The sequence below is a fragment of the Stenotrophomonas sp. PA-6-5C genome (genome assembly GCF_021605635.1).
Lineage (GTDB): Bacteria > Pseudomonadota > Gammaproteobacteria > Xanthomonadales > Xanthomonadaceae > Stenotrophomonas > Stenotrophomonas lactitubi.
On the sequence record NZ_WKEE01000029.1, the window covers coordinates 22,101 to 35,873 of the forward strand.

Genomic DNA, 13,773 nt, shown 5'->3' on the forward strand with positions numbered 1-13,773 from the left:
CAGCCGGGCGGGCGGTTGCTCAGTGGGTGTCGTCGTGGCACACAGGCGCGGATGGCGGCCCGGGATTCCGAGCCGGCGGCGGCTTCCAGCCTTCGCGTCGACGGGTTTCCTGCCGCTGCTGCATTTCCTTGCGGAAGGCGGGCCAGTTGCGCCGCAGGTCGCGCACGCCGCTCCAGGTGAAGAAAACGACGCCTGCGCCGAAGGGCAGGAGGAACGAAGCGGCGCCGGTGTAGATGGCGCGCGCGAGCAGCGCCAGCAGCAGGCCGACGATGACGGCGCAGTAGAAGGGCAGGGCCAGGTGGCGCATCACTCGGCCCCGCACAGGAAGCCCGCGCTGGCTTCTTCCAACCACGCGCGCATGGTGGTCATTACGCCGGTCGGCTGCTCGTCCTCGTCGGTCTCCGGAACCGGCGTGTCCAATTCGGCGTCGGTGACCAGGTAGGGGTAGCCGTCTTCGCAGGGCTCGCCTAAGTCGAACTCATACAGGCGCGCCGCTTCCTCGGCCGTCGCGGCGGCGTAGATCGTCGGCATGTCATCGACGTAGAAGGCTTTCAGCTGGGTCATGGTGATTGCTCCTGGCGGGGTGATGGGCGGGATGCCGACGGCCATAGCGGCGAAGAAGTCGGGGTCGGTCATGGCAAGTTGTCACCCGGGTAGAGGTCGAACCCGCTGACGCATGCGCCTTGGCAATCGCCGCTCACCGCATCGCCGCGCAGGACGTTGATAGCCGCCATCTGATCCGCGACCGCCGCCCGCACCTGCGGGGCTGAATCGCCGTCCATTCCTGGGATCGCCAGAAGCTGGCGAGCCAGCCAGATGGCACGGAAATGGCTCGGGATCGCGCGCTGGATGGATGCGCCGCTCGGGAGGTGAGTGATGCCCCAGTCGCCGTAGTCCGCCTCGCCTTGCCCCGCCAGCAGCAGTGACTCGTCATCGCTGATTGCGTGGTGGCAGAACAGCGGACCGATGCGGAACCCGGTGAACGGACGGGCCTCATTCGGGTTGTGTCGCTGGGCGTCGTCGCCGCAGGGCAGGACGATGGTCTGCACGGTTGCGGTCATGCGGCACCGCCTTTGACCCGGGCAACCAGCGTCTCGATTTCCCGGATGTGCGCTGCGCACTTCTTCGAAGGCATCCACGTTGCCGCTGCCTGCATCAGCGGGAGTGCCTTCTGTTGCCAGTCAATCAGAGCGGCTACTTCAGACGCCACTTCTTGCAGCTCATCAGCAGCAATTGGCATCCCATCCGCGCGCAAGTTGTCTGCCGTGTCACGCAGGCAGATCAGCAAATCGTTCTGCTCGCTCATTAGCGTTCACTCCCGCTGGCAAGCTCCGCTCGAAGCTCGGCAATGCGCCGACGATCCTTTGCCGCGTCTACTTGGTAGCCGGCGGCGACGCGCGCAGATGCGGCACGATTCGGATTGCGCGGATTGTTTGCCCGGCGCTCGAAGTACCGAGCCCGCCGGCTGGTTGGTGCTGGTCAACGCCGGCATCGGCGGGCGCCGCAGCGGGTTCGGTGAAGGTGGTCGCACCCGGCAGTATCGGATCAACCCTGAATGGATGAAGGGTGCAGATATTGCACCCTTTCGCGCTCTGCGTATGGCACCACCGCCGCATACCGATGGAGGGGAACACCTTCGCGTCGATGCGGCAGATCTACGGCCCGAGCTTGATGGATGGCTCGCGGACCTTCCACGAAACCTACGGATCTGATGACGACCTGATCGCGCAGCAGACCTACATCAACGAGCTTAGGAGTTGGGAAGATGAGCAAGAAGCAGTCCGGTGTTTCACAGAGTGTGAGGACGATCTTTGATGCTCGCAGACGGGATCGCGCAGGTGCTGGGGATCGACGATGGCCGCTTCCGATGCCATCCGGACGTGAAGCGAGAGCGACGGCCTGGCGGGCAGGTGGTCATCAGGATTACGGGCAGCCCGTCGCCGGGCGAATCAACAACAGGGGAAGGCGCATGAATCCACGAGAGACGATGGCGCGGCTGGGGCCGAGCACGGTGAAGTTCGATATCGGCCGGGGTGGCGGAAAGCCAGATCTGACCAACCAGGACATCGCGGCGGCGCTGGGCATGGTTCCGGCCGGGCTGGGCCGCGAGCTGCTGGAGGCGTGCTGGTGGCCGGATGGTGCCGCGCTGCGCCGGCACAAGCTGCGGGACGCGGTGATCGCGCTGGTAACGCCAGAGCTGCAACGGCAGCAGAGGCGCCTTGCCGAGGCGCGTACGGATCTCGGTCTGGCGGAGGTCTGCATGGGCTGGGGCGGCGCGGCGACGGCGGAGCAGCGGGCGAACCGTGATGCCGCCCAGCAACGGCTGGGCCGGGTGAAGGCGCAGTGCTGGCCGATCAGCACCCTGGAGTCGCTGCCGACGCTGGCTGGTGCGGTGATCGGGGAGATTGCGAAGCGCCCGCATTGCTCGGCCTGCGAGGGTAGGGGCCAGGCGATGTTGGGGGAACTGCTGGTGCCGTGCAAGCTGTGTGGTGGCACGGGTGTTGGCGTTGTCAGCGACCGCCGTCGAGCAGCCGCGCTGGGGCGTGATGAATCGACTTATCGAGAGCGGTGGCGCGCGGTATATGAGTGGCTTTTGGTCAAGTTTGGAGAGGCTGAGCAGGACGCGGCATGGCAGATGAGAAAGGCGCTATCCTCTGCGGAACCATGTTCGTAGGGACACGATGTGATTAGTAACAACGTTTGGACGCGGGTTTTCCAGCTCAGGGTCGGCCTGGCAACCGGCACAATTTTCCTCATGGAGAAGGATGGTCGTCAGTATTGGGTGACTGCGAAGCACGTCCTCGAAGGGTGGGTTGATGGACAGAGGCTGGAGATTCGTCAGCTCGACGGCTGGACAGGCATACCTTTGGCCTTGATCGGACATCATCCAACCGCAGACGTTTCGGTTCTCGCCTGCGCCTTCCATGTTGAAGTCCATCCTGTGCCGGCCACGCTGCAGAACCTGGGGCTGCCACAGGAAGTTTTCTTCTTGGGATTCCCCTTCGGCTGGGCGGCGGAGATGCCGGCAAACCTGAACCGAGATTTTCCGATGCCGTTCTTCAAGAGGGGGTTTATCTCTGCGATTTGCCCGCCGTCCCCAGGGTTGGATAACCTCCAGTTTGTTGATGGCCACAACAATCCCGGCTTCTCTGGAGGCCCCTTAGTGTTCATCGACCACTTCACTGGGGAGCAGAAGATGTGCGGCGTGGTCAGCGGCTACAGGATCCAGCCAGAGGAGGTCTATGTTGGGCAGGATCGAATTGATGCTTACGTGCGAGCGAATTCTGGGCTCATGATCTGCGAGGAGATCAAACGAGTCGACGAGGTCATCGATCAAAACCCTGTGGGGATCCTAGTTCCTCAGAACTAGAGATGCGGGGTTGATGCCCCCGCACTTTAGGGGGTAGATTCACTACCATCGCGCACGACCCGACCCCGGCCACCCAGCCGGGGTTTTTCATTTCAGGATCCGCCATGTCACAGATCACCCCCCAACAAGCTGGCGGCGTGAACGTCGTGGCCTTCCTCGACATGCTGGCGTGGTCCGAAGGCACAGATAACGGCAAGCAGGCCACCAAGGACCGCGGCTATGACGTGATCGTGGGCGGCCAGCTTTTCCAAGGCTACGGCGACCACCCGCGCGTGCTGGTGGACCTGCCCAAGCTGAAGATCCAGTCGACGGCAGCTGGTCGCTACCAGCTCCTGCGCCGCTACTTCGATGCCTATCGCAAGATGCTCCGGCTGAAGGACTTCAGCCCGCTGAGCCAGGACCTGATTGCCCTGCAGCAGATCCGGGAGCGCCGCGCGCTGCCGCTGATCCAGGCGGGCAAGATTCCGGAGGCCATCAAGGCGGTCAGCAACATCTGGGCGAGCCTCCCTGGCGCGGGGTATGGGCAGCACGAACACAAGCTTTCCGACCTGTTGGCCGTGTACCGCAAGGCCGGTGGGGCGTTGGCGTCGTGACTGAGCCCGTGAGCACCCTGAAAACCATCGTCGGGACGTTCACCGCCGCCGTTGTGGCGCCGGCGACTGCTGACGCGCTACGGGAGGCCGAGCGGGTGATCCTCGGTGTTCCGCAGTCCGTGCTGCTGGTTGCGATGGCGGGCGCGCTGATCGGCGTTCTGCTGCTTCCTGAGACCCCCCACGACAGGGTGAGCCGCAGGTAGCGGTGCAGATGATTGGCCTTGCTTGGGTACCCACATTTGGGGAGCCCTCTTGCAGGGCCACCAGCAATTCCCCTGCTTGCTGACCACGAAGCCATCGGCCGGGCTGGTGCCGGGCATGCCCCCCTGCCGCCTGGTGCAAATTATTCAGGCAGTAGCGGCCTGCGCGGTCACGGCGGATCTGCAGGTTCCCGAGCAGGAGAGGCGTGGTGATGGAGTGTTGAATGTTCATGCGTGATACCTCGGCTGAAGGGTGGCGCGGACGTCCGGATGCCGCTGGGGTTGCGTCATCGAATTAATGTGCATACAATAAATGCCTTGGAAATCACCTACGACGCCGCCAAGAACGCCCGCAACGTTGAAGAGCGCGGCCTGTCCTTCGAGCTGGTGCGTGCGTTTGATTTCCAGACCGCCTTGTTCGTCGTTGATGACCGAAAGGAGTACGGCGAGGTGCGTTACCGGGGGCTGGGGCTGGTAGGCGAGCGGGTACAGGCGCTGGTCTTCACCGAAACCCCCAAGGGCATCCGGGTCATCAGCTTCCGCAAGGCCAACAAACGAGAGGTCAAAAGCTATGAACAAGCACAAGAACAGCGAGACGCCTGACAAGGACAACCCGGAATGGACCGCAGGCGATGTGGCCCGCGCGGTTGCGTTCACTGGGTTGCCGGCGGGGCTGCAGGGCAAGCTCCGTGGCCGGCCCAAGGCGGCGGAGACGAAGGAACGCATCACCATCCGCCTGTCGCCGGATGTGCTCGACGCGTTCCGCGAAACCGGTGCCGGCTGGCAGACCAAGATCGACGCGGTGCTGAAGGACTGGGTGGTGGCGCGCCAGGGCAAGCGGCCGGCGACGGTCGCCAAGCGTGCAGCTGTTGCCAAGCGTGCGGCGGTCGCCAAGCGGCCCATGGTGGCCAAGAGGTGATGCCCGGCGCTAAGCCGGGCGCACCGTTGCTGCAGGACTTCGACGTTGCAGATCACCTGCGAGACGAACAGGAGACCGCGATGTACATGGCCGCTTGCCGTGAAGAGGCTGGCGACGATGCTGCCTTCATTGCGTCTGCGGTGGCGGCCTGCGAAAGAGCAAGAGCACGCTGGAGTTCGCGTGGTTCTCAGGGTGTTCATGCTTTGAACACCCAGCATTTGACCGTGGCGGCGGCGCCCATGGCGCCCTGACGGACACGGTACGGACGAACACCTCGCAGGGAGAAAGTGATATGCAACGAACTTTGGTTTTCCTGGCGCTGTTGAGCGGCGCCGCCGTCTCGCTCCCGACCGCCGTCTCGGCCGCGCCGGCTAACGAACTTGCGCAAGCGCAGTCGCACCAGCAAAAACGCATACAAGCCCTGTCCCGGCGCGATCGCCAAGGCGCGTACGAGGCCTTGGTCGCGACGGGCGACGCGCGACCGCCGGCGCCATTGCGCGACGCCACCGGCCACGTCATCGGCTTGAGCGTCGAGCAGCGGCAGGCCGCGACGCGCGAGGCCGCGATCGATCTGGCGGCGCTGGGCTTCACGGCCGCCGATGTATCGGCCTATCGCAAACGCGATGTGGACCTGTTCGAGCTCGTGCGCAAATTTTTCTCGGGCACGGCCTCGCCCGGCGAGCAAATGGCGATGGCCGACACGGTCGTGATCGCCACCGCCGGGCCGGCCGTGCAAGGGCGAACCCGTTTGGACGGTTTCCTGTCGGCGATTCCGCTGACCGTCGTCGACTCGTTGAAGGGTTCGCGCGCGCCGGGAGACACGGTGTACCTCGCGCGCAAATCCGGGCTCATGCCGGACGGCCTGCTGATGGAGGTGTCGTCCGAAGTCGCTCTCGTTCCCGGCAAGCGTTACCTGCTCGCGCTGTCGAAGAATCTGTACGAGCAGTGGACGGCCGAGGCGCGCAAGCAACCGGAGGCGGCGTTCAGCGCGCTGCCGTTTCTGATCTATGAAGTGTCCGACGGCGGCGCCCTGCTCGCCGGCCCGCAACCGGCGCGTTCGGGCGCGAACCCGAAGGACATCAAGACGGCCGAGCGGCAGCTCCGCACGTTTTCCCTGGACCAGCACTGAGGCAGGAGGCCTTCATGAACATCGAATTTTTTGCGCGCCGCCCTGGCGAGCGGGCTGTTCGCGTGCGCGGGTTTCGCCCACGCCGCGCCGGCCGCGGTTAATCAGCAATGGGAGGTGGCGTCCGTCCGGGTCGGATTCCACAGTTCCGTGTCGAGCTGTATTTTTTCGGCCATCGGCGCGACCAATGCCTGGAACGCCGTGGGCGCCGACCTGTACCTGCCCACCGACAGTCTGGCGACCCATCCGCGGGTCAGCGAACAGACTCAGGCCTTCAACTACGCGAACATCACCGTCGAAGACGCCGACAACGTCACCCCCGGCGCAGGAATGGAAACACGCACAACGGTCAATCCGAACACGGGACCATTCTCAACGCCGACATCTACGTCGACCGCAAGCGCATGGATCAGACGCCCGGCGTCACCCAGCTCATCTGCACGACGGCGCCCACCATTCCAGCGGATCGGTTCGACGGAGAGTCCGCGCTCCTGCACGAATTCGGGCATGCAGTGGGATTCGACCACGGCGACGATTCCAACTGCCCGATGTACCCGACCATGCCGGCGGGCCAGGTGAAACGCGTGCTGTGCGAGGCCGAGATGGAGGAGTACCTGTGGGCCTACGGGCTGCCCTTCAAAATCCTGAGCCTCGCCAACGTCAGCGGGCCGCAAGGGGTGAACATCCCCGCCTCGGTTCACTATCAAGGCAATCCCGCCTTTCCGGTGAAGCGGCAGACGAAGATCGTCCAGTGCGCGTCCGGGTGGACCTGCAGCGATTACAACGGCACCTACACCAGCGCGACGCCCTCGCCGCTGACCTTCAATTTCCGCTGCACGAACACCTCGCCGCTGCCGACCGCGACGTTCCGCTGGCGGACCACGTTGACCGATGCCAATGGCGTCGTCACCAACGCCGTCGAGCACACCAGCACGTGCACGCGGCCGGCGGGTACGGTTGCTAACGCGAGCCGGGCCGGGGACGGCAACAGCGCGAACCGAATCGTCATCACACCGTGAGCCGTCGGACGGGAGCGCGTGGAGCGCGCTCCCGTCCGACGACGACCGACGCGTCGCCTTCCGCGGCTCGCATGCGGCGAGCCGCGGATTCGTGAAAAGTCAAGCAAGTGGGCGTCGTTGGAAGCCCTCCTTCCTAGTTTAGGTGAGGATTGACGCGCCGGAGTAGGGGGATTCCTACGGACTCTCCTGCTTGCTCTGATTTGCGATCTCCATCTAGAAATAGCGTTAGCAGTGGCTTGTTGGCTCCATAGTCACTGAGACTGCAGCGCCTGGAATGGCCAGCTCGGATTGGCACAAGGATCTCGTGTGGCATGCTGTCGCTGCAGCAGATTCGATCAGGCCCACGCCGCAGTCAAGATGTGTGCAGTCAGGTACCAGACCGGCCCGCATGCGGTCAGGATCACTGCGTATCGGGAGGCGGCGCGCGCGGACGGGCTGGCCAAGTCGCGTCTGCCACCGCCGTTCGGATGGGATTGCTGGCCGCCGACAGCTGCAGCAGCTCCCTGTCGATCGACAGGAGTGTTGGCGGGGAAGGACGGGCAGCTCGTCGGAAAAATGGCATCCGCAGCCGCGCTACAACGCGGGTTCCACGGGGTTGCATCGGAAAAAATGCGACGCATATGTCATTGATTTTCAGGCGTGAATGTGGAGCCTTTTAATCTCTTGGTCGATGGTTCGAATCCATCACGGCCCACCATTGCAGGCAATGACTCCGGTCATCCAGAAAGGCACCGCTGAGCGGTGCCTTTTTTGTTGCAGAACGTGGAGTCCTACTTGGACGTCGCGCCCCGGGAACGGGCCGCCTCGCGGTCTGCCGCTTCCTGTGCGGCAACCGCGGCCGCGTTCGCAGCACGCTCTACTGCGGCGCGTTCAGCATCGAACCGGGCCTGCCGCTGGGCGCTGTAACTGCGCTCCAGTTCCAGCGAGGCAATGAAGCTGTCCGGATGCTTGGCGGCGCACGCCTGCTGCACCAATTGCGCGGCACGGTCGGACAGGCCGGGTTGGATGTTGCCGAGCAGGCAGTCGGCGTACGGTACGGACGCGGCCGGGCTTGCGGCCAGCGCGGCAATGATCATGGCATTCAACATGCGAACCTCCTTGTGTCAGTGTCGATGGAACTCGGGACGAACCCGGCCCGAGTATGGGCTGGATTGTGGTGCAGGTGTTCCTACTCAGGCCGGATATCCCGGCACACCAGCTCCGCCAGCCCGCGGCAGGCAAAGAACAGCCCTTCGACCACACCGTCATCCAGATGCCGATCCGGCGTTGCCATCGATCGGCAGCGATCGGCGGCGTGCAGCATCTCTGCCACGGTCAGCATGCCGACGGCCGCCCGTTCCACGCGTGACAGTGCCACCCTGCGCCCTGCGGGAAGGTCTGCATCAGGCCAGGGCTGGCCGTCTGCACCTTCGCCTTCCCGGATGCGGTCGAGGCAACCCAGGAACGTGCTCAGTTCGGGTATGGGGTTGTCATCGTCGTCGTTGACGCTGGCGGCGTATGAGGCATAGGACGGACGTTCGGTCATCTCGGCTTCCTCGGCTCTGGGGTGGGAATGCCACCGCGCAGAGCGGGTGGCGGACGGTGCGTGGCTGCAAGCCGGGATGAAGTATCGCCATTGACCGGCGGGCACGAAGGCCCCCACGCACCGCCCGCCATAAAGGCCGACGGATCACCCGCCGGCACGGTCCGCAGACAGTGCCGACGGGTGAGCGCAAACAACAAGCGATAACCTCATCACGGGCTTGCAGGCCCGGTGCCACCCGTTGTCGGTGGCGCAGCATGGTGTTTACGCCTGCGCTTGGATTTCAATCAGAAATTTCCGAAGGGAAATGCGGAATCCAGGCGCGCAACGATGGTGGCGCAGGCGCATCTAATGCAGCAAGCGACAACACGAGACGTATTCGTTCGCGCGCGTGTTCGATCACGTTGGAGAACGTCGCAAACCGCACATGGCGGTGCATCTGTCGTGAACCAGCGCGTGTAAAGCTGGCTTCGCTTTCGCTATCAATGTCCTCAGTGTGCGCGAGTCGCACTCCAGCATTTCGGTGCAGATGCGACGGCTGTGGCTTCCTTGCCGGTTCAAACACGACACGTGGCGGTGCACGCGCGGTATGGGGGCCGTACCCGGGCGTGAGTCACGGCAAGTCATCCACGCATGGCGTGGATCTACGCATCTGGCAGGCGCCACTGCTCGCGTCCTGGCGCTATGCTCGGCATCTTTCCCTGGATGAGGCGCCCGAATGCGCTTGATCGTGCTGTCGCTGTTGTTGTCCGCTGTCTCCGCCACGCCGCTGATGGCCGCCGAACCGGCGTCGCAGCCGGCGGCCGCTTCGCCGTTGGCTATCGGCGAAACCTTCACCATCGAATCCAAGGCACTGGGCGAAACCCGTCGCATCAACGTCTATCGCCCGCAGCCGTGGGGGCTGGATCCGAAGACGCCGCTGCCGGTGATCTACATGCCGGACGGCGGCATCGGCGAGGACTTCCTGCATGTGGCCGGGCTGGTGCAGGTACTTACCGGCAACGGCAGCATGCGTCCGTTCCTGTTGGTCGGTATCGAGAACACCGAGCGCCGCCGCGACATGACCGGCCCCAGCAACGTGGCGGAGGATCGCAAGATCGCGCCACGTATTGGTGGCTCGGCGGCATATCGCGATTTCCTGCGCGATGAACTGATGCCGCAGGTGCGCCAGCGCTACCCGACCACCGACGAGCGCGCGCTGATCGGCGAATCGCTGGCGGGCCTGTTCGTGGTCGAGACGCTGCTGCAGGAGCCAACCTTGTTCAACAGCTATATCGCGCTGGACCCCAGCCTGTGGTGGAACCGCGGCGCTTTGCTGTCTGGCGCAGGCAAGCAGTTGCCGTCAGTTGCCCGCAGCGGTGCGCGGCTGTTCCTGGCCAGCAGTGGTCAGCCGGAGCTGGCCGCGTCGAGCGCACGCTTGGCGGCAGTGTTGCAGCAGGCATCACCGGCAACGCTGGTGAAGTACCAGCCGCTGCCGGAAGAGACCCACGCAACGATCTACCACCCCGCGGCGCTGCAGGCGCTGCGGACGCTGTTCCCGGCACCGCCGCCGGCCTCGCCCTGAGAGTGGCTTGGCGTACGGCAACGCGGCGTGTGAGGATGCGGTAGCGGCGCCACCTGCGTGCGCCGCCCGCAACGGGAGAGCGAATGGATGCAGCGTGTGCGTGGATGGAGTGTGGCGGTCTGCCTGGCCGTAAGTGGTTGTGCGATGTCGGTGGCGCCGTCGGCCGCGCAGGGTGAAGCGAAGGAAAGCGCGGCCACCGCTGTGCCGGGCGTGGTGCTGCCGGATACCGAAGCGCTGCGCGTGCACGATCCTGTTGGTCGTGATTATCCGATATGGGTGGCGCTTCCGGCCGACTATGCCGCGCATCCTGAAAAGCGCTACCCGGTGCTGTACGTGACCGATGCGCTGTACAGCTTCCCGTTGGTGCGCAGCGTGCGCAACCTGGTGGGGCAGCAGGGCGTCAACATCGAGGATTTCATCCTGGTCGGGTTGCCGCCGCAGGAAGGCCTGACGTCCAAGCAGAGCCGCTCGCGCGATTACACGCCAAGCAACCCGGTGCGCACGCCAGCGGGCTACTACAGCGATGATGTTACCTACGGTGGTGCCGCGCACTATCGCGACTTTGTGGCTGCGCAGGTGTTGCCGATGATCGATGCGCGCTACCGCACCGATTCCGCCCGGCGCGTGTTCGCGGGGCATTCCTATGGCGCGCTGTTTGGTGCTTACGTGCTGACGACCCAGCCGGACATGTTCAGCACCTACATCCTGTCCAGCCCGTCGCTGTGGTTCGACCAAGGCCTGCTGCCGCGCATGCAGGACGCCGCCGTCATCCCGGCGCAGCCGACCCGCGTGCTGTTGTCGGTGGGCGGCTACGAGACGGTCAAGGAAGGGCCGCGCTACTCCACCGGCAACGACATGCTACGGCAGGCCGCCGACTTTACTGCCCAGCTGCAGCGCAGTGGCCGCAAGCTGCAGGTGGAGAACATCGTGATTGATGGCGAAGACCATCTCACTGTGTATCCGCGGGTGATCACCCGTGCGCTGCTGCAGGTGCTTCCGGGCGAAGGACCGTATACCGGCGGTTGACGGCCAATTCCATCCACGCATGGCGTGGATCTACTGCGATGCGCACCGTTGCGTGAACGGAAAATGCTGCCAGTAGATCCACGCCATGCGTGGATGAACGTCTCACGCTGCCTGTGCATCCGCCCCGGTCAACACGCCGACATCCGCATGCCGGAAGCACAGCCGGATCGCATCCAGCAGCTCACTCATGTTGTAGGGCTTGGGCAGGAAGTGGATGCCGTCCTGCAGCTGCGGCAGCACAGCGTGCTGGTCCATGCCCGAGGTCACCAGGATCGGCAGCTCGGGATACAGGCTGCGCACGCGGTTGGCGGCCTCGATGCCGCTGACCCGGCCGAGATTGACGTCGGTGAACATCAGGTCGAAGCGCTCTCCCGCCGCCAGCAGGCCCAGCGCGGCTTCGGCGCTGCTGACGCCTGCGACGTGGCAGGCCTGGCTCTCCAGCGCCATCCGGCTCAGTTCACGGGTTTCCTCGGCGTCTTCGATCAGCAGGACGCGTGGTTCAACGTGGCGCTTGGACAGCAGCATGACGCAACAACTCCGGACGGCAGGGCATGAAAGGCGCGCAAGTATGCGCAAGCCCCCAGTGAGCCCCGTGTGCAGGATCGGCTAAGTGGGCGTTACAGCGGATTGCCGCGCTGGCGGCGTACATGCCAGGCCAGCGCTGCCACCGCCAGCAGTGCAGTGCCGATGCGCAGGCTGGTGGCCTGCCAGCCCAATGCAACTGTGTCGTCGAGGCTGAACACATTCCAGGCCAGGTTCATCGACACGTGCAGCACCAGGCCGCACCACAGGGTGTCGCCGTCCAGATGGTCCAGCCAGGCGAAGATGAATCCGCCCAAGGCGATGACCGCGCCGACGAACAGGGCGGTGCCGCCGCCGTCGACGCCGCCGAACCCGAGCCAATGCACCCAGCCGAACAGCAGTGCCTGCGGCAGCCCAAGCAGGGGCCACGGGCCGCGCACGATCTTCACCAACAGCACGAAGCCGAGGCCGCGGAACAGCACTTCCTCGGCGAGCGGGAACAGCACCGCCAGCATCGTGGCATCCAGCGCCGTCAGCGCCGTGTTGGGCGTACCGAGCAGCGCCAGCCCCAGCCAGCACGGCAAGCTGGCCAGCAGCACCCACAGCGGGCCGCGTCAGCCGTTTCCGCGCAGGCCGAGGCTGGCCAGCAGGCCAATGCCCTTGGGGCGCAGCAGCGAGGCCAGCAGCAGTGCGACCAGCACCGCCAGCGCGTTGTCCAGCAGGCTGCCACCGTAGAGCATGGGCAGGGCGGGAATCGGAGCTCCCAGCGCGGCACTGATGTCACGCACGTTCAGGCCGAGGCCAACGCCCAGCAGCACCAGCAACAGGCGCATGCCGGTGGGAATCGAGTCGCGGGCAGTCATCTGCATTCCTTGCAGCGGGAGGAGCGGGCAGTCTGCAGGGCGTGGGATGGGGCGGCACGCGCCGGAAGTCCTTGTGTCATCAGTCATGCGTTGCCGCACAGTCATCCGCACGCAGGTACAGTCGAGGCCAGACCGACAGGAGCAATGCGAATGCTGTGCCCCGTGTGCAAGACCCAGACCCTGCAGATGGCCGAGCGCCATGGCATCGAGATCGACTACTGCCCGAGCTGCCGTGGTGTATGGCTGGATCGTGGCGAACTGGACAAGATCATCGAGCGCGCCACCGACGGTGCAGGTGCCGCCATGCCGCCGCCAGGGCCCGCGCCTGTGCAACCGCAGGCCGCACCGCCGCCGGTGATGCACCGCGATACCCGTCATCTCGGCCAGCGCCATGACGACAACCGTGGCCAGTACAGCCAGGGTTACAAGAAAAAGAAGAAGGAGAGCTTCCTCTCCGAGCTGTTCGATTTCTGAGATCGCTCAGGGCCGGCGCAGGATGAACTCGCGGTCGCGGCTGTCGCCGACGATGAAGTCATACTCGCCGGCCTTGCTGCAGCCGTAGCGCGCGTAGAAGCGCTGCGCACCGAAGTTCTCTTCCCACACGCCCACCCACAGGGTGCGGCGCTGTGGCTGGTCCAACCACGCCATGAACGTATCCATCAGCCGCGCGCCGTGGCCACCGTTCTGATGGCTGGCCAGGATGTACAGACGCTTCAGTTCGACGTCGCCGTCGCGCGCGTCCGCATGCGGCAGGGTGTTGGCACCGGCGGCCAGATAGCCCACCACCGTTTCGCCATCCAGCAGCAGCCACACCGCGCTGCGCGGGTCGGAGAGTTCGACCCGCTGCGGTGCGCTGCCGTAGTGATCCTGCAGGAAGGTGTGCAGGTCCTGCGGCGGATAGGAATCGCCCCAGGTTTCGGTATAGGTGGCGATGGCGATCGCCGACAGGGCGTCGACGTCGGCCAGGGTGGCGCGGCGGATATGCAACGACATGGTGCAGCCTGCAATGGAACGTGCGGCAGTGTAGCCGGCCCCGGTGGTTGCCGGGG

Annotated in this window: 20 protein-coding genes and 2 pseudogenes; 12 read left to right on the top strand and 10 right to left on the bottom strand. The window is 64.9% G+C overall.

Features of this window, described 5'->3' with window-relative positions:
* Positions 1 to 19: 19 nt before the first annotated feature.
* From GIW57_RS13415 to GIW57_RS13430, 4 genes are read right to left on the bottom strand one after another with little or no spacing between them, the layout of a single operon-like run.
* Positions 20 to 307 carry a hypothetical protein gene (locus GIW57_RS13415; RefSeq protein ID WP_236511476.1) on the bottom strand — a complete coding sequence of 96 codons (288 nt, stop codon included), beginning with the start codon at positions 305 to 307 and terminating at the stop codon, positions 20 to 22.
* Positions 307 to 636: a hypothetical protein gene (locus GIW57_RS13420; RefSeq protein ID WP_236511477.1), complete on the bottom strand. Its 330-nt coding sequence runs from the start codon at positions 634 to 636 to the stop codon at positions 307 to 309. The genes GIW57_RS13415 and GIW57_RS13420 overlap by 1 nt, the downstream gene beginning before the upstream one ends.
* Entirely contained in the window at positions 633 to 1,061 is a 429-nt protein-coding gene (locus GIW57_RS13425) for a hypothetical protein (RefSeq protein ID WP_236511479.1), read from the bottom strand. Before GIW57_RS13425 ends, GIW57_RS13420 begins: the two co-directional genes overlap by 4 nt.
* Positions 1,058 to 1,306, bottom strand: coding sequence for a hypothetical protein (locus tag GIW57_RS13430; protein ID WP_236511481.1), 249 nt, complete (start codon positions 1,304 to 1,306; stop codon positions 1,058 to 1,060). Before GIW57_RS13430 ends, GIW57_RS13425 begins: the two co-directional genes overlap by 4 nt.
* Positions 1,307 to 1,566: 260 nt before the next feature.
* Between GIW57_RS13430 and GIW57_RS13435 the strand changes: the two genes are divergently transcribed.
* The 5 genes from GIW57_RS13435 to GIW57_RS13455 all read left to right on the top strand — a co-directional run bounded on the left by GIW57_RS13435 (position 1,567) and on the right by GIW57_RS13455 (position 4,166).
* Positions 1,567 to 1,815, top strand: coding sequence for a Ref family recombination enhancement nuclease (locus tag GIW57_RS13435; RefSeq protein WP_236511483.1), 249 nt, complete (start codon positions 1,567 to 1,569; stop codon positions 1,813 to 1,815).
* Between the two features lie 154 nt (positions 1,816 to 1,969).
* Entirely contained in the window at positions 1,970 to 2,674 is a 705-nt protein-coding gene (locus GIW57_RS13440; RefSeq protein ID WP_236511485.1) for a hypothetical protein, read from the top strand.
* Between the two features lie 9 nt (positions 2,675 to 2,683).
* Positions 2,684 to 3,370, top strand: coding sequence for a serine protease (locus tag GIW57_RS13445; protein WP_236511487.1), 687 nt, complete (start codon positions 2,684 to 2,686; stop codon positions 3,368 to 3,370).
* A 104-nt stretch (positions 3,371 to 3,474) separates the two neighbouring features.
* Positions 3,475 to 3,963 (top strand): glycoside hydrolase family 104 protein, encoded by a 489-nt coding sequence (locus GIW57_RS13450; RefSeq protein WP_236511488.1) that lies wholly within the window; start codon positions 3,475 to 3,477, stop codon positions 3,961 to 3,963.
* A gap of 8 nt (positions 3,964 to 3,971) precedes the next feature.
* Positions 3,972 to 4,166, top strand: a complete 195-nt coding sequence (locus GIW57_RS13455) for a hypothetical protein (RefSeq protein ID WP_236511526.1) — start codon at positions 3,972 to 3,974, stop codon at positions 4,164 to 4,166.
* Between the two features lie 55 nt (positions 4,167 to 4,221).
* Here GIW57_RS13455 and GIW57_RS13460 read toward each other — a convergent pair.
* A pseudogene (locus GIW57_RS13460) lies at positions 4,222 to 4,395 on the bottom strand (KilA-N domain-containing protein); the annotation flags it as partial.
* Between the two features lie 86 nt (positions 4,396 to 4,481).
* Between GIW57_RS13460 and GIW57_RS13465 the strand changes: the two are divergent.
* The 4 genes from GIW57_RS13465 (at position 4,482) to GIW57_RS13480 (ending at position 7,227) form a co-directional block, all read left to right on the top strand.
* Entirely contained in the window at positions 4,482 to 4,766 is a 285-nt protein-coding gene (locus tag GIW57_RS13465; RefSeq protein ID WP_236511490.1) for a BrnT family toxin, read from the top strand.
* Positions 4,735 to 5,082, top strand: a complete 348-nt coding sequence (locus GIW57_RS13470; RefSeq protein ID WP_236511491.1) for a BrnA antitoxin family protein — start codon at positions 4,735 to 4,737, stop codon at positions 5,080 to 5,082. The genes GIW57_RS13465 and GIW57_RS13470 overlap by 32 nt, the downstream gene beginning before the upstream one ends.
* Positions 5,083 to 5,374: 292 nt before the next feature.
* The gene (locus GIW57_RS13475; protein ID WP_236511494.1) at positions 5,375 to 6,211 is read left to right on the top strand and encodes a hypothetical protein; all 837 of its coding nucleotides are present in this window, start codon (positions 5,375 to 5,377) and stop codon (positions 6,209 to 6,211) included.
* Positions 6,212 to 6,318: 107 nt separating this feature from the next.
* Positions 6,319 to 7,227 carry a matrixin family metalloprotease gene (locus GIW57_RS13480; protein WP_329605764.1) on the top strand — a complete coding sequence of 303 codons (909 nt, stop codon included), beginning with the start codon at positions 6,319 to 6,321 and terminating at the stop codon, positions 7,225 to 7,227.
* Between the two features lie 770 nt (positions 7,228 to 7,997).
* Here the strand turns inward: GIW57_RS13480 and GIW57_RS13485 are convergent.
* Positions 7,998 to 8,315, bottom strand: coding sequence for a hypothetical protein (locus GIW57_RS13485; RefSeq protein ID WP_236511497.1), 318 nt, complete (start codon positions 8,313 to 8,315; stop codon positions 7,998 to 8,000).
* 80 nt (positions 8,316 to 8,395) lie between these two features.
* Complete coding sequence (locus GIW57_RS13490; RefSeq protein ID WP_236511499.1) at positions 8,396 to 8,752, bottom strand: hypothetical protein; 357 nt, start codon at positions 8,750 to 8,752, stop codon at positions 8,396 to 8,398.
* 715 nt (positions 8,753 to 9,467) lie between these two features.
* Here GIW57_RS13490 and GIW57_RS13495 point away from each other — a divergent pair.
* Both GIW57_RS13495 and GIW57_RS13500 read left to right on the top strand, forming a co-directional pair.
* Positions 9,468 to 10,313 carry an alpha/beta hydrolase-fold protein gene (locus GIW57_RS13495; protein WP_236511501.1) on the top strand — a complete coding sequence of 282 codons (846 nt, stop codon included), beginning with the start codon at positions 9,468 to 9,470 and terminating at the stop codon, positions 10,311 to 10,313.
* A gap of 87 nt (positions 10,314 to 10,400) precedes the next feature.
* Positions 10,401 to 11,339 carry an alpha/beta hydrolase-fold protein gene (locus GIW57_RS13500; protein ID WP_236511503.1) on the top strand — a complete coding sequence of 313 codons (939 nt, stop codon included), beginning with the start codon at positions 10,401 to 10,403 and terminating at the stop codon, positions 11,337 to 11,339.
* Between the two features lie 102 nt (positions 11,340 to 11,441).
* On the opposite strand, the gene GIW57_RS13505 is transcribed toward GIW57_RS13500, so the two are convergent.
* Both GIW57_RS13505 and GIW57_RS13510 read right to left on the bottom strand, forming a co-directional pair.
* Complete coding sequence (locus GIW57_RS13505; RefSeq protein WP_100460116.1) at positions 11,442 to 11,864, bottom strand: response regulator; 423 nt, start codon at positions 11,862 to 11,864, stop codon at positions 11,442 to 11,444.
* A 92-nt stretch (positions 11,865 to 11,956) separates the two neighbouring features.
* A pseudogene (locus GIW57_RS13510) lies at positions 11,957 to 12,730 on the bottom strand (CPBP family glutamic-type intramembrane protease).
* 144 nt (positions 12,731 to 12,874) lie between these two features.
* Between GIW57_RS13510 and GIW57_RS13515 the strand changes: the two are divergent.
* Entirely contained in the window at positions 12,875 to 13,198 is a 324-nt protein-coding gene (locus GIW57_RS13515) for a zf-TFIIB domain-containing protein (protein WP_025874650.1), read from the top strand.
* A gap of 6 nt (positions 13,199 to 13,204) precedes the next feature.
* On the opposite strand, the gene GIW57_RS13520 is transcribed toward GIW57_RS13515, so the two are convergent.
* Positions 13,205 to 13,717: a GNAT family N-acetyltransferase gene (locus GIW57_RS13520; protein ID WP_100460114.1), complete on the bottom strand. Its 513-nt coding sequence runs from the start codon at positions 13,715 to 13,717 to the stop codon at positions 13,205 to 13,207.
* Positions 13,718 to 13,773: the final 56 nt, after the last annotated feature.